The organism is Bacillus thermotolerans, assembly GCF_000812025.2.
GTDB lineage: Bacteria > Bacillota > Bacilli > Bacillales > Domibacillaceae > Quasibacillus > Quasibacillus thermotolerans.
The window spans coordinates 72,096-91,164 of sequence record NZ_JWJE02000009.1 but is presented as its reverse complement, the minus strand read 5'-3'; the positions used below and the strand labels follow the sequence as shown (position 1 = coordinate 91,164).

The 19,069-nt window shown below is 45.1% G+C and carries 18 protein-coding genes; 6 read left to right on the top strand and 12 right to left on the bottom strand.

The features are described from left to right. Positions 1-173: 173 nt before the first annotated feature. A complete protein-coding gene (locus QY97_RS05970) occupies positions 174-629 on the bottom strand; it encodes a DUF441 domain-containing protein (protein WP_039234253.1) in 456 nt (151 codons plus the stop codon). A gap of 86 nt (positions 630-715) precedes the next feature. Here QY97_RS05970 and ytvI point away from each other — a divergent pair, with 86 nt between their 5' ends. Beyond that, positions 716-1,846, top strand: a complete 1,131-nt coding sequence (gene ytvI / locus QY97_RS05965) for a sporulation integral membrane protein YtvI (RefSeq protein ID WP_039234250.1) — start codon at positions 716-718, stop codon at positions 1,844-1,846. 54 nt (positions 1,847-1,900) lie between these two features. On the opposite strand, the gene QY97_RS05960 is transcribed toward ytvI, so the two are convergent. The 8 genes from QY97_RS05960 to dnaE form a co-directional block, all read right to left on the bottom strand. Next, complete coding sequence (locus QY97_RS05960; RefSeq protein ID WP_039234248.1) at positions 1,901-2,287, bottom strand: FxsA family protein; 387 nt, start codon at positions 2,285-2,287, stop codon at positions 1,901-1,903. Positions 2,288-2,437: 150 nt separating this feature from the next. Further along, positions 2,438-4,198 carry a pyruvate kinase gene (gene pyk, locus QY97_RS05955; RefSeq protein ID WP_039234245.1) on the bottom strand — a complete coding sequence of 587 codons (1,761 nt, stop codon included), beginning with the start codon at positions 4,196-4,198 and terminating at the stop codon, positions 2,438-2,440. Positions 4,199-4,225: 27 nt separating this feature from the next. Further along, on the bottom strand, positions 4,226-5,185 hold the full coding sequence (pfkA, locus tag QY97_RS05950; protein ID WP_039234242.1) for a 6-phosphofructokinase: 960 nt from the start codon (positions 5,183-5,185) through the stop codon (positions 4,226-4,228). A 253-nt stretch (positions 5,186-5,438) separates the two neighbouring features. Further along, positions 5,439-6,392, bottom strand: coding sequence for an acetyl-CoA carboxylase carboxyl transferase subunit alpha (accA, locus tag QY97_RS05945; RefSeq protein ID WP_039234239.1), 954 nt, complete (start codon positions 6,390-6,392; stop codon positions 5,439-5,441). Continuing rightward, positions 6,386-7,261, bottom strand: coding sequence for an acetyl-CoA carboxylase, carboxyltransferase subunit beta (accD, locus tag QY97_RS05940; protein WP_039234236.1), 876 nt, complete (start codon positions 7,259-7,261; stop codon positions 6,386-6,388). Before accD ends, accA begins: the two co-directional genes overlap by 7 nt. A gap of 108 nt (positions 7,262-7,369) precedes the next feature. Then, a complete protein-coding gene (locus tag QY97_RS05935; RefSeq protein ID WP_052717145.1) occupies positions 7,370-7,993 on the bottom strand; it encodes a FadR/GntR family transcriptional regulator in 624 nt (207 codons plus the stop codon). Positions 7,994-7,997: 4 nt separating this feature from the next. After that, positions 7,998-9,236 (bottom strand): NAD(P)-dependent malic enzyme, encoded by a 1,239-nt coding sequence (locus QY97_RS05930; RefSeq protein ID WP_039234233.1) that lies wholly within the window; start codon positions 9,234-9,236, stop codon positions 7,998-8,000. 96 nt (positions 9,237-9,332) lie between these two features. Next, the gene (gene dnaE / locus QY97_RS05925) at positions 9,333-12,683 is read right to left on the bottom strand and encodes a DNA polymerase III subunit alpha (RefSeq protein WP_039234230.1); all 3,351 of its coding nucleotides are present in this window, start codon (positions 12,681-12,683) and stop codon (positions 9,333-9,335) included. Between the two features lie 144 nt (positions 12,684-12,827). Here dnaE and QY97_RS05920 point away from each other — a divergent pair, with 144 nt between their 5' ends. Together QY97_RS05920 and ytrI are read left to right on the top strand one after the other, a co-directional pair. Next, positions 12,828-13,163 (top strand): YtrH family sporulation protein, encoded by a 336-nt coding sequence (locus QY97_RS05920; protein WP_039234227.1) that lies wholly within the window; start codon positions 12,828-12,830, stop codon positions 13,161-13,163. Then, on the top strand, positions 13,160-13,669 hold the full coding sequence (gene ytrI, locus QY97_RS05915) for a sporulation membrane protein YtrI (RefSeq protein ID WP_039234225.1): 510 nt from the start codon (positions 13,160-13,162) through the stop codon (positions 13,667-13,669). The genes QY97_RS05920 and ytrI overlap by 4 nt, the downstream gene beginning before the upstream one ends. 3 nt (positions 13,670-13,672) lie before the next feature. On the opposite strand, the gene QY97_RS05910 is transcribed toward ytrI, so the two are convergent. After that, positions 13,673-14,614 (bottom strand): DHH family phosphoesterase, encoded by a 942-nt coding sequence (locus QY97_RS05910; RefSeq protein ID WP_039234222.1) that lies wholly within the window; start codon positions 14,612-14,614, stop codon positions 13,673-13,675. Positions 14,615-14,711: 97 nt separating this feature from the next. Between QY97_RS05910 and QY97_RS05905 the strand changes: the two genes are divergently transcribed. After that, on the top strand, positions 14,712-15,020 hold the full coding sequence (locus QY97_RS05905; protein ID WP_039234219.1) for a YtpI family protein: 309 nt from the start codon (positions 14,712-14,714) through the stop codon (positions 15,018-15,020). 73 nt (positions 15,021-15,093) lie between these two features. Here QY97_RS05905 and QY97_RS05900 read toward each other — a convergent pair whose 3' ends face one another. Beyond that, on the bottom strand, positions 15,094-16,407 hold the full coding sequence (locus QY97_RS05900; protein ID WP_039234216.1) for a DRTGG domain-containing protein: 1,314 nt from the start codon (positions 16,405-16,407) through the stop codon (positions 15,094-15,096). Between the two features lie 112 nt (positions 16,408-16,519). Continuing rightward, on the bottom strand, positions 16,520-17,200 hold the full coding sequence (locus QY97_RS05895; RefSeq protein ID WP_039234213.1) for a metal-dependent hydrolase: 681 nt from the start codon (positions 17,198-17,200) through the stop codon (positions 16,520-16,522). A gap of 143 nt (positions 17,201-17,343) precedes the next feature. Here QY97_RS05895 and QY97_RS05890 point away from each other — a divergent pair, with 143 nt between their 5' ends. After that, positions 17,344-18,423 (top strand): M24 family metallopeptidase, encoded by a 1,080-nt coding sequence (locus QY97_RS05890; protein ID WP_039234208.1) that lies wholly within the window; start codon positions 17,344-17,346, stop codon positions 18,421-18,423. Positions 18,424-18,517: 94 nt separating this feature from the next. After that, entirely contained in the window at positions 18,518-18,967 is a 450-nt protein-coding gene (locus tag QY97_RS05885; RefSeq protein ID WP_039234205.1) for a universal stress protein, read from the top strand. Positions 18,968-19,069: the final 102 nt, after the last annotated feature.

Sequence of the window (19,069 nt, the reverse complement as noted above, 5' to 3'; positions counted from 1 at the left end):
AAGATTGCGCTTTCATCATCATTATAAACAATAATTCCGAATTTGTGAATGAGATATGTCTAAATCTTTACAAAATTATTATCTACTGAATCATTTAAAGTATGAGGGAAATATTTACTATATTAAAAAACTTCTTTTACGATCATTATTATACACCTTTCCACATATTATTTCTAATGAAACCACTCAATTAATTTCATTACAGCGTATGCAATACCTGCTGCGACAATCGGTCCAACTGCAACCCCATCAAACAGGGCAATAGCAACAACTGTACCTACTACAAGGGCGGTGGTTAAATGAGGTTCTTCAGCGAGCAGCGAGACTCCTCCCTTTCCGAGAATGGCAACTAATATTCCAGAAGCAAGGGCTACCCATGCTAAAGGCGATCTTAAAGCGGCCGTCAGGTCTTTCATGCCGATGTCCCCAGTAGCAATAGGGGTGAGTACAGCGATCGTTAGAACCGTAACTCCCCAGTTCACTCCCTTAGCTTGAACAACAGAGAAAATTTTATCATCTACACCGATGACTTTCATTACTAATAATACAGATACGGCGATTAGCAGCGATTGGTTTTTTGCTATAAAGCCGACCGCAAGCAAAACGATTAAAAATATGTAGGCCTGCATGTCTCGTTGCCTCCTTCATATGTTTTTAAGCAGGGTCATTAACATCACATTAAGCTCTATCCACTTACTTTCACGGGGGTGAACACTTGAGTACTTCCATAAGGGACAAGCTAATCCGCTTGACCGTTGTCGTTCTATCTACAGTTTTGCTGCTCTATTGCTTTTACTATATCGCAAAACTAACTTACCCGTTTATCATTGGATTTGCTGTTGCTTTCCTTATGCAGCCTTTTATTCGGATGCTGGAAACGAAAATAAAACTGCCTCGAACACTGGCAGCGGCTGCCGCTCTTTTGTTCCTCATTTTACTCTTTGCAGGCGGAATCACTCTGCTTATTGCGGAAACTGCTTCTGGAGCTAATTATTTCGCCTCCATCATTCCACGTCATATCGATATAGTGACCCAGCAATTTCAAGCGCTATTCACCTCTCAAGTTATACCAGCTTATGAGCGATTAACGGGTCTCTTTCAATCACTTGACGGAAGCCAGCAGAACGCTGTACTGACTAATATTCAGGAAACGAGCGAACAGTTTGCCGCAGCAGCCGGCCAGTTTATTCAAAGCTTCTTTCTTAAGCTCCCTTTGCTCATTTCCTGGATTCCTGACTTTGCCACCTCATTTATCTTCTCATTCCTGGCTGCCTTTTTCATTATAAAAGATTGGGAAAAGCTGCAAAGGCACTCATTAAATTACCTGCCAAAGAAAATAGAAATGAGTGTGCGCAAAGTATTTAATGCACTGAAGAAAGCAATGTTTGGATTTTTCCGCGCTCAATTCACGCTCGTTTCCATCACTACATTAATCGTGCTGGCAGGCTTGCTGGTTCTTCGCGTGAATTATGCCATCACACTAGCCCTTGTAGCAGGTCTTGTGGACTTGCTTCCTTACCTTGGAACCGGCACGCTGTTTATTCCGTGGATCATATATGAGTTTATTGCCGGTGACTCACGCCTTGCTATAGGACTGATTGTTTTATATGTCATAGTTATCGCTCAACGACAGATTATGGAACCAAAGATCCTTTCTTCAAGCATCGGGCTGGATCCATTAGCCACTCTTCTTTCTTTATTCATCGGCTTTCAGCTCGCAGGATTTTTCGGTTTGCTTCTCGGTCCGGCCGTTCTTGTTGTACTCAACGCATTGCAGCAGGCAGGCGTATTTACAGACCTTTGGACTTACATCACCGGTAAAAGCGGCAGTCCGCCAAGCAAATAAGCTGATGAACCGTATCCTTGACCAACACAAAACAAGCCGGCTAATGCCGGCTTGTTATTTCATTATGATAATATTCGGGTTTTGGAAAGAATTCTTTAACACCTTAATAAGCAGAGGCTTCAGTATAGTTCTTGTGTAGGGAATTAAAAGTACAAAGCCAATCGCATCCGTTACAAAGCCAGGTGTCAACAGCAGCAGTCCGCCGAATAACACACATACACCATCGAACGCCGTATCGCCAATGAACCGCCCGCTCTCTATATCCTGACGTAACCGGATAAACGTATGCATTCCTTGACGTTTCGCTAAGTACGCGCCAACAAAGCCTGTTAACAAAATAAGCAGCACCGTCGGAAGAATGCCAATCGTCTTTCCTGACAGCAATAGCAAAGCTATTTCCAGCGCCGGTACAATAACAAAGGTGAAAAGTAAATATTTCAACAGCGTATCCCCTTTTTATCTTTCAATCTATGCACATACACATTATATCATTCCAGGACCCTTCTTCGCAAAAGAGCCGAGTTTCTTTTCTTAAGCATAGAAAAAGCCGCTTAAGAAACCCTTGCAGGCTCCTCAGCGGCTGTTCTTTTCCTATAAGACATTAGCGTGGCCATTATAAATAATTCCTCGTGATGCATCCACTGTGATCTCCTGACCATCTGTTAATTTAGAAACGGCATCCTCTACTCCTACAATCACTGGCAGTCCCAAGTTAATGCCAACAACGGCCGCATGGCTTGTTAAACCGCCTTCTTCTGTGATAAGAGCGGCACATTTCTCAATGGCAGCTACCATGTCTCTGTCACTGCCAACCGTTACGAGAATAGATCCCTCTTCCACCTTTGCAAGAGCTTCCTTAGCATCTTTAGCCACCACGACTCTCCCGTAAGCTGATTTACGACCAATTCCCTGACCTTTCATCAGCACATCTCCAACTACATGGATCTTCATCAGATTAGTCGTACCTGATTCACCAACTGGTACACCAGCCGTAATAACGACTAAATCGCCATGCTTGACAAGATCTGACTGCAGGCTGCGTTCTACTGCTAAATCCAGCATTTCATCCGTGGTCTTTACCTTCGGACCAATATATGGATAGACTCCCCACACAAGCGCTAAGCTTCGCGACACTCGTTCATTTGATGTGACAGCGACGATTGGTGCTTTGGCACGGTAACGGGAAATCATTCTGGCTGTGTGACCACTCTCCGTCGGTGTGATAATCGCTTTGACATCCAGATCATTCGCTGTGTGCGCAACCGACCGGCCAATCGCATCGGTCATGGATTGATCCTTCACTTTGCTTCTAGCGGAAAGAAGCTCTGAGTAATTTAGCGCTTTTTCTGTACGTTTGGCGATGTTATGCATCGTTTGTACAGCCTCTACCGGATACATGCCTGCTGCGGTTTCGCCGGAAAGCATGATCGCATCTGTTCCATCAAAAATCGCATTAGCTACATCGCTTGCTTCAGCCCGTGTCGGTCGTGGATTTCTTTGCATAGAGTCGAGCATTTGAGTAGCTGTAATGACTGGCTTGCCGAGCGAATTACACTTTCTGATTAATTGCTTCTGTACAAGCGGCACTTCTTCTGCTGGAACTTCTACGCCAAGATCACCACGGGCAACCATTAAACCATCAGATACTTCAAGAATGCTGTCGATATTGTCAACGCCTTCTTGATTCTCAATCTTGGGGATAATCTTTATGCTATCTGCTCCGTAGTTTTCCAGAAGTTCGCGAATTTCAAGAACATCTGATGCTCTTCTCACAAAAGAAGCAGCGATAAAGTCAATGTCCTGCTCAATACCAAACTTAATGTCTTCTGCATCTTTAGAAGTGATACCTGGAAGGTTAATGGATACTCCAGGCACGTTCACCCCTTTTTTGTTTTTCAACGTGCCGCTGTTTAACACTTTTGTATGAATTTCTCCCCGGTCTTTATCTATTCCTGTTACTTCCAAAGCAATTAATCCGTCATCAAGGAGAATCTTTCCTCCAACCTGAATGTCATCAATCAGCCCCGAGTAGGAAATAGAAAACCGCTCCGGCGTACCAAGGACTTCTTTCATAGAAACGGTCACTTGATTTCCAGCCGATAGCTCGATAAAACCATTTTCCATCTCGTGCGTACGAATTTCAGGCCCCTTCGTATCTAATAGAATCCCGATCGTGCGTCCTAACTTCTCAGCCGCCTGACGGATATGTTTAATTCGCTGTGCATGTTCCTCATGATTCCCATGAGAGAAGTTCAAACGTGCTACATTCATTCCTGCTTCTATGAGCTTTTCCAGCATTTCTGGACTTTCACTTGCCGGACCAATCGTACATACAATCTTTGTTTTTCTCATTCTTTGACCGCCTCCTAGAGAGATAAATTAAATAGATAATTCTTTAGATAATTGATAAATATCCAAGTCCAATTTATGAGGAAGAGACAAGGCTTCGATAATGTCATAATCGACGAGCTCATTCCGCTCTATTCCAACAGCCCTTCCTCCCTTATTAGCGAGCAGAAGCTCTACTGCCTTAGCGCCAAGACGGCTCGCGAGCACGCGGTCTCTAGCGGTTGGCGACCCTCCGCGCTGCATATGTCCGAGAACGGAGACCCTCGTTTCTATGCCCGTCATTTCCTTTACCTTATCGGCTAGCTCATTGCCGCTCATTACGCCCTCAGCAACGATAATAATACTATGTCTTTTTCCACGCTTTAACCCTTTCATGAGTCGCTCTTTCATCGACTCCATATCAATCGGGTCTTCGGGAATAACAATAGTTTCTGCCCCGCCAGAGAGTCCTGCCCACAAGGCAATGTCTCCTGCATCCCGTCCCATGACCTCTATAATAAAAGTTCTTTCATGAGAGCTGGCGGTATCACGAATTTTATCTATCGCATCAATGACCGTGTTGAGTGCCGTATCAAATCCTATTGTAAATTCTGTTCCCGGTATATCATTATCAATTGTTCCCGGTACGCCGACACATGGATAGCCGCGTTCAGTCAATGCTTTTGCTCCTCTATAGGAACCATCGCCGCCAATCACGACCAGACCATCGATGTTATGCTTGTCAAGCTGCTTCAAAGCTTGCTGCTGTCCCTCTTGCGTTTTGAATTCCGGGCACCTCGCAGAGCGGAGAATCGTTCCGCCGCGGTGGATAATGTCACCGACTGATCCCGCCTCCAGCTGATGAATATTGCCATTAATCAGCCCCTGATAGCCCTGGTACACGCCGTACACCTCGACTCCATGATAAATGGCTTTACGAACCACTGCACGAACAGCCGCATTCATTCCTGGAGCGTCACCACCGCTTGTTAGTACGCCAATACGCTTCACTTCTTACCACCTCACTTAATATGTACCTGCTAACATTATTATGTACCTGTTAACAAAGAAAAGAAAACACTTTCCGATGGTTAGTCTTTTCTCTAATCATCTGTTTTTAACATAGCAAAAAGGTCTGACCTTTACAATTTTTAGAGCTTTTGAGCCATCCGGAAAATGAAAAACACGGCTGCTTCCATACTCAAGAAAAAAGAACGTGCCTTCGTTCATACGATGCACGTTCTTTCTTCTTTTACTCTATTGATTAAAGAGTGTACTCTCCGATTGCTTTATACTTGTCATAGCGCTGATCCACCAATTCGGAAGTTGATAGCTTCAGCAATTCCTTCAGAGCCGGTGCAAGCACCGCATCAATCAACTCTGCCTGCTTCTTGGCATCCCGGTGAGCGCCCCCTCTTACTTCAGGAATTACTGCATCAATAATGCCAAGCTCTTTTAGGTCATGAGCAGTAATTTTCATTGTTTCTGCTGCACGCTTGGCTTGAGAAGCATCCTTCCATAATAAAGCGGCTGCTCCTTCTGGCGAAATCACTGAATATGTCGAGTTTTCCAGCATAAACAGCTTGTTCCCTACACCAAGGGCAAGTGCTCCTCCACTACCGCCTTCACCAATAACGATACAAATCACAGGAACTGTTAGACCAGCCATCTCAAATAAATTTCTGGCAATTGCCTCACTTTGGCCCCGCTCTTCTGCCGCTTTTCCGGGATATGCGCCTTTTGTATCAATTAAACAAATGATAGGACGATGGAACTTCTCCGCTTGTTTCATTAGACGAAGTGCTTTTCGATAGCCCTCTGGATGAGGCATACCAAACGTACGACGTATGTTCTCTTTCGTGTCGCGGCCACGCTGGTGGCCAATGACCGTGACAGGCAGCCCTTTGTACTTAGCCACTCCGCCTACGATGGCTTCATCATCACCAAACAGACGGTCCCCATGCAGCTCCATAAAATCAGGGAATAAATACGTAATATAATCAAGAGTTGTCGGACGCTCTGGGTGCCGGGCCATTTGCACACGGTCCCATGGCGTCATGCTTTCATAAATGTCCTTTTCGAGTTTTTTCAGCCGCTGTTCGAGCTTTTCAATCTCTTCTGTTAAATCCACGTCAGATGTTGACGTAAAGTGCTTCAGTTCAGCAATCTTCCCTTTTAACTCCGTTACCGGCTTTTCGAATTCTAATCCTACTACCATGCGAGTTCACCACCCGGTTGATGTATGTCTAATAAAAAGGCAATCTTCTCCTTCAAGTCATGGCGGTGAATCACTTCATCCAGCTGACCATGCTTCAGCAGAAATTCAGCTGTCTGAAAATCTTCGGGCAGCTTTTCATGGATTGTCTGTTCAATAATCCGTCTGCCGGCAAAGCCAATCAGGGCCCCCGGTTCTGCAAAGTTATAGTCACCAAGAGAAGCAAAGCTTGCAGATACACCACCTGTCGTCGGATGCGTCATAATGGAGATAATTAAGCCGCCATTTTCACTAAAACGCTTCAAGGCTACACTTGTTTTCGTCATTTGCATTAAGGACAGCACGCCTTCCTGCATGCGAGCTCCACCGGACGCTGTGAAAATCACAAAAGGAACTTTGCGCTTATCCGCTTCTTCAATCGCTCTTGTGATCTTCTCACCTACAACAGACCCCATGCTTCCCATGCGGAAGTTAGCATCCATAATAGCAACGACTACCTCCAAGCCGTTTACACGGCCTGTCCCTGTTAATACAGCTTCGTTCATTTCTGTCTTCTTTCGATCTGCCTCCAGCTTCTCTTCATAATCCGGAAATTCCAAAGGGTTAGCTGAAGTCATCTCTGCATCAAGCTCTTGGAATGTACCTTCGTCAATGAAGGAATCCCTGCGCTCAAATGCCGTCATTCCAAAGTGATGCCCGCACCCTAAGCATACAGACAAGTTTTTTTTCAGCTCTTTTGCATAGCTGATCTTCTTGCACTTAGGGCATTTCTGCATAATGCCCTGTGGAACATCTTGTTTGCTGGCTTCAGTTGGAATGGTTACATATTTTTTCTTCTTTGGCTTTTGTTTATTAAATAAGTCTCTGATCAACTTGCATCCTCTCCCTATAAAAAGCTTCACCCGATTAGTATCTTTTCTTTTATGAGATGGACAGCAGAAAACAGCATAGCTGCTCTATGGAAAGACGCTTGTACATCTTCAGGATTCCTCCACGGAAAGCTGACCGTAAGCTTCAAAGACGTTGGTCACATCCTTTGTCCTTACCGCGTCAATAAGACGGAGAAATGCTCCTTTGTTATATACTAGTCTATCTTCCTCTTGAACGGCATCTGCATAGCTAGACACAATAAGCCAGATCTTCTTAAGCAGCTGATTGCCGCTCACATCCATGAAAAAACCAAAGAAGTCGCGTTCGGTGAAATGTTCTTTTCTTATTTCAGCCTCAAGCTCTTCTAAACGCTCCTCTAAGTTTGGTTGTACCATAGCGGTTGATAAACAGCCCATTTCAACGATATGCTTCGTATGCTGCACATCCCGCTTTGTTTGATCTTGCTGCAAAATAAATGCGCCTACTAAATGGATGAGCTGATGATTACTGAAGTCACGAAGAAATGTACCTTCTCCGCGCTTCGTTTCAATTAATCCAAGCAGCTCTAAAGCTCGCAAGGCTTCTCGAATAGAAGAGCGAGAGGCTGCGAGCCGCTCAGACAGCTCGCGTTCAGATGGAAGTTTGTCACCAGGAAGAAGATGATCTTCAATAATAATATCGCGGATTTCCTCTACCACTTCGGCAAACTTTGATTGTGGCCTCTTACTTTCCACTTTTTTACTCACTTTTTCCAATACGAGCTAGCTGTACAGTCCGCTCTCTCACTTCATCTGCATCCACTTTTTGGCGTGCCACACCTGTTTCCATCGCTGTTTTTGCTACCGCTGCTGCTACTGCTGGCGCTACTCGCGGATCAAATGGCCCAGGAATAACATAATCAGCATTTAATTCATTTTCACTAATTAAACCAGCAATTGCCTCTACAGCTGCCCGTTTCATATCCTCATTAATATGAGTCGCCCGTACATCTAGTGCTCCGCGGAAAATCCCTGGGAAAGCGAGTACGTTATTAACTTGATTTGGGAAGTCAGATCGGCCGGTTCCGATAACTCGAGCGCCCGCCTGCTTAGCCTCTTCCGGCATGATTTCCGGTACAGGGTTCGCCATAGCAAATATAATCGAATCAGCATTCATCGTCTGCACCATTTCCTTCGTCAAAGCACCAGCGGCCGATACACCAATAAACACATCTGCGCCTTTAATCACATCTGCAAGCTGACCTTCCTGTCGGCTGAGATTAGTGAATTTAGCTACTTCTTCTTTTACTGGATTCATGCCTTCCGGACGGCCTTCATAAATAGCCCCGCGTGAATCGCACATAATAACATTGCGTACGCCGTAGCTTGATAACAATTTGATAATCGCAATACCTGCTGCTCCTGCACCATTAGCGACAACCTTAATATCCTTAAACCTTTTCCCTGTCAGCTTCAAAGCGTTAACCAATCCAGCAAGCGTGACAATCGCTGTCCCGTGCTGATCATCATGAAAGATAGGAATGCTTGTCTCTTTCTTTAAACGCTCTTCAATTTCGAAGCAGTGTGGCGCTGCAATATCTTCCAGGTTCACACCGCCAAACGTCGGCTCCATTAGCTTAACTGTTTCAACAATCTTGTCAGGATCTTCTGTATTTAAGCAAATAGGAAAAGCATCCACGCCAGCAAAGCTTTTAAACAGTACTGATTTCCCTTCCATTACAGGCATAGCTGCTTCAGCACCGATATTTCCGAGGCCAAGTACGGCTGTTCCATTGGATACAACAGCCACAGTATTTCCTTTGATTGTATAATCGTAAACAGTCTCAGGCTTCTCGTATATATCCTTACAAGGCTCGGCGACGCCCGGTGAATAAGCAAGGCTTAAGTCTTTAGCGTTTTTCACTTCAACTTTAATGCCCGTGGACAATTTTCCTTGATTTATTTTATGCATATGTAACGCTTCTTCTCTAATTGACATCTTTTTTCTCTCCCCGTTCATTTGCTGTCCGCTTGTAGTGGTCTGACCACGTGTAGTCTATTACACACAATAAACTATCGGCGGAAAGTTGTAAAGTTATTTTATTTCATTTTTTAATACGACATTCTCAGAGCCCACGATTCTCTTTAACTCATCTAATAAAGGCTTCACCGGCTTGACGTATTTCTTACTGTTAAGCCTGACCGTCCGGCGGGTTCGTTCATAATGCAGTACAACAGCCGTTTCCCCTTTAAAGCGGCTGATTAGCTGGTGAATATCTTCAAGAACAAGGGATTCATCCTGAGACCCTGGAATTTTTACATATAGCGTTTTTTCCCGTTCACTCTGTCGTTCTTTCAATTCAACTGCTGTGTAAATGTCTTTCACAATCAGCTTCTTTTGTCGGTTTCTTTCTTCTACATCCCCCTTCACAAACAGAACGGCCCCTTCTTGTAAATCGTCCATATGCACACGGTATACAGCCGGAAATACAACACCCTCTATCTCTCCGCTTTCATCAGACCCTTGGATAAACGCCATATTCTCCCCCGTCTTCGTACGGATGACCTTTACCTCATCTATGAAAATTCCAGCAGAAATGCCTCTCTGTCCTGAGGACAGCTTAGCAATCAGCACTTTTCCTGCCTGCTTGAATAGACTGTCGTACGTTTCTGCCGGGTGAGCAGATACGTAGAAACCAAATGCCTTCTTCTCATGCATAAGCCGCTCTTCCTCTGACATAGGGGCGGCTTTCGAATATTTCGGCTTAGGAAAAAAGTCTCTGTCCATTGATGACTCTCCCCCAGGATTCATAAGGTCTGCATGCTCTATAGCCGCCTCCAAGGTGGCTAGCAGAACAGCCCTGTCTTCCCCAAACTCATCCATCGCTCCAGCCTGAATGAGAGACTCAATCGTATTTCGATTGACAATATGAAGCGGTACACGGAGACAGAAATTAAACAAATCGGTAAACGGACCATTTTTCCGGGCAGCTGTAATTTCCTTCACTGCCGCTGCTCCTACTCCTTTCACAGCTGCTAAACTAAAACGAATCTCATTTCCTTCTGCCGTGAAAGGATACTGGCTCGAGTTAATAGAAGGCAGAAGCAGGGTGAGCCCCATGCTCTTAGCTTCTATAGTACACTGTTTTAGCTTTTCTTCATTGCCAAGTGCGGAGCTCATCAATGAGGCCATGAAAATAGCTGGATAATGCGCTTTTAAATAAGCTAATCCATACGTAATAAAGCTGTAGGCGACTGCATGGCTGCGGTTAAACCCATAATTAGCGAATTGGACGATCAGTCGGTAGACACGATCGGCTTCCTCCTCGCTATAACCATTTGCAGCAGCTCCGCTAATAAAGTGCTCCCGCTCCTGCTGGAGCACTTCTCTATTCTTCTTGCTCACAGCCCGGCGGAGCAGATCAGCCTCTCCTAAGGAAAAGCCTGCAAACTCGGAGGCAATTCGCATAATCTGCTCCTGATATATAAGCACACCATATGTCGGTTCTAAAATCTTCTGTAAATCGGGATGTGGATAAGCGACAGGCTTCTTCCCATGCTTCCGCTCAATGTAAAGCGGAATGCTCTCCATTGGACCTGGGCGGTAGAGCGCATTCACCGCTACAATATCTTCAAAGCGGTTTGGCTTTAAACTTTTCAGCACCCTGCGCATTCCCTCGGACTCCATTTGGAAAATGCCGGTTGTGTTCCCTTCCCCAAGCAGCTGGAAGGTCGCTTCATCCTGAAGTGGTATATTCTGTAAAGATAGCTTTTTTCCTTCCGCATAATAAATCGAATCTAGTATTCTTTCTAAAATCGTCAAATTGCGCAAGCCTAGCAAATCAATTTTCAGCAGCCCTAGTTCCTCGAGAGCATCCATGGGGAACTGCGTTAAATACAGATCATCATGCCCAGCTTGAACAGCAGTAAGCTCTGTTAGCGGTTCATCCGTGATGACCATACCAGCGGCGTGAGTAGAAGTATGCCGTGGCAGCCCCTCTAATAGAAGAGCCGTCTCATAAATCTTCTGATGCTTCTCCGACCTGTGCACCCAATCCCGGAAGCGGGCAGATTCCCTGTACTGCTGCTGCAGGGTGGGGCCTCCCCGAGCCGAAAGCACCCTGGATAACTCTTCTAAATCCTTAGTAGAAAAATGAAACACACGGGCTATATCACGCATCACCGCTTTAGCTGACAGAGTGCCGAATGTGATAATCTGGGCAGCATGAAGCTTACCGAACTTCCTGCCTATGTAACGGATCACTTCATCACGGCGGTGATCGGGAAAATCAAGGTCAATATCGGGCATAGAAATACGCGCAGGGTTTAAAAACCTTTCAAATAACAGTCCATATTTGATAGGGTCCACACTCGTAATACCCAAAAGATAAGCTACAAGCGAGCCAGCGGCCGATCCTCTCCCTGGCCCGGTTAAAATCCGCTGTTCCTTTGCAAAGCTCATGAAATCCCAAACAATGAGGAAATAGTCGCTGAACCCCATTTCTTCAATAATTTTCAATTCATAGGATAGACGCTGTTCGTAAGCCGGCTCTCCCTCTGTTCCTGCCTGTTTCATCGCCTTTCTGCATATATCCTTTAAATAGGCAGAAGCAGTTTGTCCTCCTGACAAAGGATACTTCGGGAGAAGATGACGCCCAAAGGCCAGATCAACCTGGCATTCCTCCGCCAGCCGAGCTGTTTCTTGAAGGACCTCCGGCTCATCTAGAAACCAGGCAGCGGCTTCTTCAGGAGAAGCGAAATAGGAGCCGCTATCCGATTCTGTCTGACCATCTGACAGCTTTTCTCCGTCTCGTATTGCTTTTAAACAGCGTAAAGCAAACGCCTCTTCTCTATGTAAATGCGTAACCCGGCTCGAGGCAATGACCGGGATTGAGAGGGTCTGTCCTAACCGTTTGATCCTCTCTACTATCCCTGTTTCACTCTCTTGCTCGCGCCGGCCGATGGAAAGAAAGAAATGCTCAGAGGCGAACAGCTCTTTCAGCTGAAGTGCCGCCTTCTCTGCCTTCTCTGGATCTTCCATTAGAAGCTTCTCTACTTCTCCATCTGCTCCCGGCGTAAAGGCAAACAAGCCGGCAGAATAACCTTTGAGCCAATGAAGAGGGATAAATGGCTGCTTAGCAGTCTGGATAGCACTGGAAATCTTTAATAGGTGCTGGTAACCTTCATTATTTTTGGCTAACAGTACGAGCGGGAATGACTGCCCAGCTTGAAAAACACTTTCGACATCAGCCAGCAAACCAATAATAGGCTTAATACCGGCCTGCTTACACGCCTTGTAAAAAGGCACAACCCCATACATCACATTCCTGTCCGTAATCGCACATGCCTGGTAGCCGAGCTCGCTGGCTCGTGTTACCAATTTATCGACAGATATAGTGCTCGACAGCAAACTATATCCGGTTTGCACTTGCAGATGGGTAAACATCCCCTCATCTCCTGCCTACAAATTTCGTTCTATACTTACTTTTCATTATAGGGTTTCTATTTAAAAAAGGAAAATAGGGCCTTCTTACATATCGCTCTCTTCTTGTACATATATAAGTAAAAAGCATGTATAAATGGAGGGCCTATGACAGAAACGTTCTTTCATGAATTATTTAAATGTTATTTCATTGCTTTTGGCGTTCTGATTGGCGGTTCCTTAATTGGCGGACTTGCCGCTTTTGCAGTCAACCAGCCTCTTCTAACCAGCGTTGAGAAAATCAGTGAAAGCTTGCGCATTTGGGCGATCATTGCAGCAATCGGCGGCACCTTCGACACTCTGTACAGCTTCGAGAAAGGATTCTTAAATGGTGAAACGAAAGAGTTGTTTAAACAATTTTTATTTATTTTGTCTGCCATGGGAGGCACCTACACGGCGAAAGCTATTATTAGCTGGCTGACCGGGGAGCACATTGCCCCATGAGAGTACCGACGTTATATAAGAAACCCAGGCTGAAATGGGTTCTCGCCGGAGCGGCAATTGGCTGCTGCATTAGCTGGATGCTATTTGTTTATATGTATGGGGCTATGCAGGAGAGACAAGCCGTAGTACTTGAAAAACAGAAGAACGACGTAAGAGAGCTTCAATCCCAGCTCAATATTTGGCAGGAGGAATTTAAGGAGCTAAACAAACAAAACCTGCACAAGCTAACTGTGCAGGAAATTGAAATCGATATTATTAATTATGAAAAGTATGGCATTGACGACGCTCACAGCATGTTTCTCGCAAAGGAGCAAATCAAAAAAGATCTATCTGTACTCTATGCAAAAGACCTTGAAACTGTGTATTCCCACAGGGAGCTCATTCGCCAAACTATTGAAAATAAAACCTTGAAAATTAATGATAGAAGCTATTCCCTGCACGTAACCGAGTGGTACTTCTATACAACTCTTTATCTCCAATTGGAAATGACGCTCCCAGAGGACTAGCCGTTACTTGCTTTCTTCGCATAATGCTTCGAGGTCAGCCGTCACTTTCTCTGTTTCTTCCCATGAATAGACAGAAGCGCCTGCGGCAAGCGGATGGCCTCCTCCTCCATATTTCTTGGCAATTTCATTAATGACAGGCCTTTTTGAACGGAGACGCACACGAATTTGATCCTCTTCTTCAATAAAGAATACCCACGCCTTAATGCCTTTTACGTTGCCGAGTGAATTAACGAGCATGGAAGCTTCAGGGACAGGCACATCAAATTTCTCAAGCAGCTCCCTTGTTAGGGAAACACTTCCCGCTCCATTCGAGGACAGGCGGAATGTTTGCAAAATATGCCCCTGCAGCTTCAATACATTTTCTTCTGTTTCGTACATGCGAGTGAATAATTCATTGCGGTCAAAGTCAAACTGAAGCAATTCACCTGCGTATTCCATCGTGCGCCTTGTCGTGCTCGGGTATAGAAACCGTCCTGTATCACCAACGATACCAGCAAACAGCAGACGTGCGCCCGCATCATTCAGTTTCAGCCCTTCCTTCACTCCGCTTTTATATAAATCATAAATCATTTCACTTACTGAACTCGCAGATGTATCCACCCACAACAGGTCACCATAGGGGTCCTCATTCGGATGATGGTCAATCTTAATCCACTCTTTTCCCAGCTTGTAACGGCTGTCACAAATTCTCGCTTCATTCGCTGTATCACAAACAATAACTAGTGCTCCTTCATACGTTTCATCCGGAATATCATCCAGCCGGCGCAAATATTGTAAAGTTGGCTCTTCTTTCCCTACCGTATATACCTTCTTATGCGGGAAAGACGCGCGAATTACTTCTGCGAGCCCTCCCTGCGAACCGTAGGCATCAGGGTCCGGACGGACATGGCGGTGGATAATAATAGTGTCATATTCTTTTATTTTTTGAATGATTTTCTCTTTCATGTGAATCCCCTTTTCCCATAGATAGACTTTTAAGTAGAATTCCTACTGCTTTCTCGTTACAATGAAAAAGTATGAACAAATAAACGGAGGACCAATCATGCCGATTTTTGCTTTTATTATTATTCTATCCTTTGTGTTTTATATTTTTTACAAGGTACAATACGTGAGAAGCAGACGGCCGATGGAAAAGAAATGGCTGTCAGCCAAGTCCAGCATTGCACTCGGCTTATTCGTTAGTGTCTTTGGTTTAAATACATTATTTATTCAACAGACAACCGTTTCCTACATTATTGCCGCTGTGTTCATTCTGATTGGCGGTGCCAGCGTATGGGCTGGCATTAAAGCATATCGGCACTTTCTGCCATATGCTCGCAGAGAAGCAGAAGAGTTAAATAATCACTCCTAGGTGGAAAGCCGCTTTCTCGTAAAGCGGCTCTTTTTTGTACCCTGTTAAGCTCCAAAAGGCACTATGGCTTTTCTCATTGTCTGTCAAGAAGCTGGCACATCATCATGGCCTTGCCTACGAGACGGCCATTGTTATAGACCTCGACATCCACCTTTCCGAATTTTCGGCCGACTTCCAGTACACTTGGGTGAATTTCGAGTACGCTTTCCATCTGCACAGGCTTGATGAAATAAATGGTTACATTCTCTACGACGATGTCGCCCTTCTTCTTCAAGCGTAACGTACGGCTCGCAGCTTCCGTTACAATCGTTGTGAACACGCCATATGAAATTGTGCCAAGTCGGTTCGTCATTTGCGGTGTAACCTCAAATTTATATATATCATCTGACCTGTCACCGAGTAAATCAAGCTGATTCGTAATCGTATCATCCAGCGTTTCTCCCACCTGCGGCTGACGCTGTGTCATCTGCAGTGTCTTTAACACGTCTTGCCGGCTAACGATCCCTTTAATGCGATTATGCTCATCCACAACCGGCAGCAGCTCAATTCCTTCCCAAATCATCATGTGGGCTGCTGAAGCGACGCTCGTTTTGACGGTAACAACTAACGGGTTCTTTGTCATTACCTTCTCAATCGGCACATTCTCGTCGACTCCCATGATATCTTTCGCTGTTACCATTCCATGCACTTTCAGCTGGTGATCAAGCACTGGAAACCGACTATGCAAGGTCTCCTGATTCTTCGTCATCCAGTCTTTCACTTTATCATCGATAGATAAAGCCGCAGTACGGTCGAAAGGCGTGAAAATGTCACCAACGAGAACAATTTCCTTCTTGATCAGCTGATCATAAATAGCACGGTTGATCATCGCCGCCACGGTGAACGTATCATAAGTCGTCGTAATAATCGGCAGCTCTAACTCATCCGCAAGCTTCGTTACATGATCATCCGCTTCAAAGCCCCCTGTGATTAAGACGCCCGCACCTGCCTGGAGAGCAAGTTCATGAGCCTTAGTTCGGTTTCCAACGATCAGCAGGTTATCCGAGCCCGTGTACCTCATCATCGCCTCAAGCTTCATCGCTCCGATAACAAAGCGGTTCAATGTTTTGTGGAGACCTGCACGTCCACCGAGCACTTGGCCATCGACAATATTAACCACTTCCGCGAACGTCAGCTTCTCAATGTTTTCTTTTTTCTTCTGTTCAATCCGGATGGTTCCTACGCGCTCAATCGCCGATACGAGCCCTTTTGTCTCCGCATCCTTAATCGCCCGATAAGCAGTTCCTTCACTAACCGATAGCGCTTTAGCAATTTGACGGACAGAAATCTTTTCTCCGATCGGCAAACCGTGGATATATTGCAAGATCTGTTCATGTTTTGTACTCAACTGTTTCACCTGTTCCTTTCAAACACGCTGATACAGTTATTATACTTGGAAACCCATACCTTTTCAAATCCATTTAAAAAGGCTGCAGAGAGATTCTGCAGCCCTTCTACTGTTACAATTCAATTGATTCTCCCGGTTCCAGCACTTGACCATTTTTCTGCTCTAGCTTCGCCACAAATTCATGCGGGTCCTGCTTGATTGGCGGGAATGTATTAAAGTGAACAGGCACCACTGTCTTTGCCTGTAAAAACTTCGCTGCAAGTGCCGCATCGTCTGGACCCATTGTAAAGTTGTCACCGATTGGCAGGAAAGCAAGATCAATTGGGTGCAGTTCGCCAATTAATTTCATATCAGAGAAGATGCCTGTATCTCCGGCATGATAAATCGTCTTTCCTTCAGCCATTAGCAGCACACCGGCTGGCATTCCCATGTAAAGGAACGTGCCATCCTCCTGTTCCATGCCGGAGCCATGGAATGCTTGTGTAAACTTCACGCGACCAAATTCAAATTCACGGCTGCCGCCAATATGCATAGGGTGCGCATTGACACCTTGATGACTTAAATAAACAGCCAGTTCATTGACCGCAATAACCAGGGCATCACTCTTCTTTGCAAGTGCTACCGTATCTCCAACATGGTCTCCATGCCCATGAGTCAGAATAATAACGTCCGGGCGTTCATCCTCCACTTTTAAGTCAGTTAGATCATTGCCAGTAATAAATGGGTCGATTAAGATCGTCTTTCCATTCGTTTCGACTTTTACAATTGAGTGTCCATGATAAGATACTTTCATATGTAAAAAACCCCTTTCTCAAAAATTGTTCCACTTCTCTAATTCAATGAAACATGAAATTTCCCTGCTTGTCTATTTATTTACATCCAATATGTTTATTGATACGCTAATCATATTTCAACACATCCAAAAGGAGGAACATTATGAATAAAAGATTGCTTTCGTTAATAGAATGGATGAAAACAAACGACGTATCTTTTTCATTCATTACTAATCCAGATAACGTATTTTACTTCACGGGATTTCGCAGCGACCCCCACGAGCGTCTGCTTGGCGTGGCTATTTTCCCTGAAAATGATCCCTTCCTCATTTGTCCGCAGATGGAAGCAAGTGATGCTCGAAACAGCGGGTGGTCTTTAGATATCGTCGGTTATTCCGACATTGATAATCCATGGGAGTTAATGGCTAAACAAATAAGCAAGCGGTCAAACGGCCTGCAGAAAATAGCTGTTGAGAAGCAGCATCTTACACTTGAGAGATACGAGGAGCTAACCAACCGCTTTCCGCAGGCTGCCTTCATCGCAGCTGAGCAAAAACTCAACCAGCTTCGCCTGATTAAAGATGAAAAGGAACTTGCTTCTCTGAGAAAAGCAGCTGAGTATGCTGACCTTGCTGTGAAGGCTGGCTCAGAAGCGATTCAAGAAGGAAGAACAGAATTAGAAATCCTTGCGGAGATTGAATATGAAATGAAGAGACAAGGCATTTCAGAAATGTCTTTTTCCACCATGGTGTTGACAGGTAAAAACGCCGCCTCCCCGCACGGTACGCCTGGCCATACAAAGGTTCAAAGAGGTGACCTCGTGCTCTTTGACCTTGGGGTCGTTTATGAAGGATACTGCTCAGATATTACACGTACGATTGCTTTCGGCAGCCTATCAGACCAGCAGCAGGAAATCTACGATACCGTGCTGAAGGCTCAGCAAGCCGCCATTGATGCTGTAAAACCGGGTGCCCTGGCGAAGGACATTGATTTAGCGGCTCGGCGGATCATTGATGAAGCAGGCTATGGCCAATTCTTTCCACACCGTCTTGGTCACGGTCTTGGTATTAGTGTGCATGAATATCCGAGCATTACAGAAACGAGCGAGCTTCGTCTGGAAGAAGGAATGGTTTTCACGATTGAGCCTGGCATCTATGTTCCTGGAGTAGCTGGCGTGCGGATTGAGGATGATATTTATGTTGCAGCTGACGGACCAGAGCTATTAACTGCCTTCCTAAAATAATAAGGCTATTTAAAAATATTTCATATTTTCAGATTGCTGAGAGCTGTAATCCCTCTCTCTTTTAGGTAAAATAAAAGAAAAGGAGGAATGCAAATTGAAGACGAAATATGAAAGTATTTTAGTTGCCGTCGACGGCTCTAAAGAGGCGGAGTGGGCATTCCAAAAAGCTATTGCCATTGCTAAGCGCAATCAAGCTATCCTAAACCTTATACACGTCATTGACACCCGATCGTTCGCTGCGATTGAAGCGTATGACCGGTCGATTGCAGATCGTGCAACTGATTATGGAAAAGACTTACTAACGAAATATAAACAGCAAGCAGCTGAAGCAGGAGTTCCTCGTGTGAACACTTATGTTGAATACGGTTCTCCAAAAACAGTGATTCCTAAGGACGCAGCTAAGGAAGTAAAAGCAGACTTGATCGTTTGCGGGGCAACGGGGCTCAATGCAATGGAGCGCTTTCTTATCGGAAGCGTATCTGAGCATATTACACGCGCAGCTAAATGCGATGTTCTCGTTGTCCGCACGGAAAAAGGTGAATAAATCTAACGTGGCGCTCCGGATATCCGGGGCGCTGTTTGCATGCCGCCCCATGTTCAAACAAACCAAAAACAGCCCCCTGCTTCCTCAGGGGGCTGTTTGGGA

Excerpts from the sequence above, each read along its gene's own strand:
- QY97_RS05970 (WP_039234253.1), bottom strand. The coding sequence starts at position 629 with ATGCAGGCCTACATATTTTTAATCGTTTTGCTTGCGGTCGGCTTTATA.
- pyk (WP_039234245.1), bottom strand. The coding sequence starts at position 4,198 with ATGAGAAAAACAAAGATTGTATGTACGATTGGTCCGGCAAGTGAAAGT.
- accA (WP_039234239.1), bottom strand. The coding sequence starts at position 6,392 with ATGGTAGTAGGATTAGAATTCGAAAAGCCGGTAACGGAGTTAAAAGGG.
- QY97_RS05930 (WP_039234233.1), bottom strand. The coding sequence starts at position 9,236 with ATGTCAATTAGAGAAGAAGCGTTACATATGCATAAAATAAATCAAGGA.
- dnaE (WP_039234230.1), bottom strand. The coding sequence starts at position 12,683 with ATGTTTACCCATCTGCAAGTGCAAACCGGATATAGTTTGCTGTCGAGC.
- QY97_RS05920 (WP_039234227.1), top strand. The coding sequence starts at position 12,828 with ATGACAGAAACGTTCTTTCATGAATTATTTAAATGTTATTTCATTGCT.
- ytrI (WP_039234225.1), top strand. The coding sequence starts at position 13,160 with ATGAGAGTACCGACGTTATATAAGAAACCCAGGCTGAAATGGGTTCTC.
- QY97_RS05910 (WP_039234222.1), bottom strand. The coding sequence starts at position 14,614 with ATGAAAGAGAAAATCATTCAAAAAATAAAAGAATATGACACTATTATT.
- QY97_RS05905 (WP_039234219.1), top strand. The coding sequence starts at position 14,712 with ATGCCGATTTTTGCTTTTATTATTATTCTATCCTTTGTGTTTTATATT.
- QY97_RS05895 (WP_039234213.1), bottom strand. The coding sequence starts at position 17,200 with ATGAAAGTATCTTATCATGGACACTCAATTGTAAAAGTCGAAACGAAT.
- QY97_RS05890 (WP_039234208.1), top strand. The coding sequence starts at position 17,344 with ATGAATAAAAGATTGCTTTCGTTAATAGAATGGATGAAAACAAACGAC.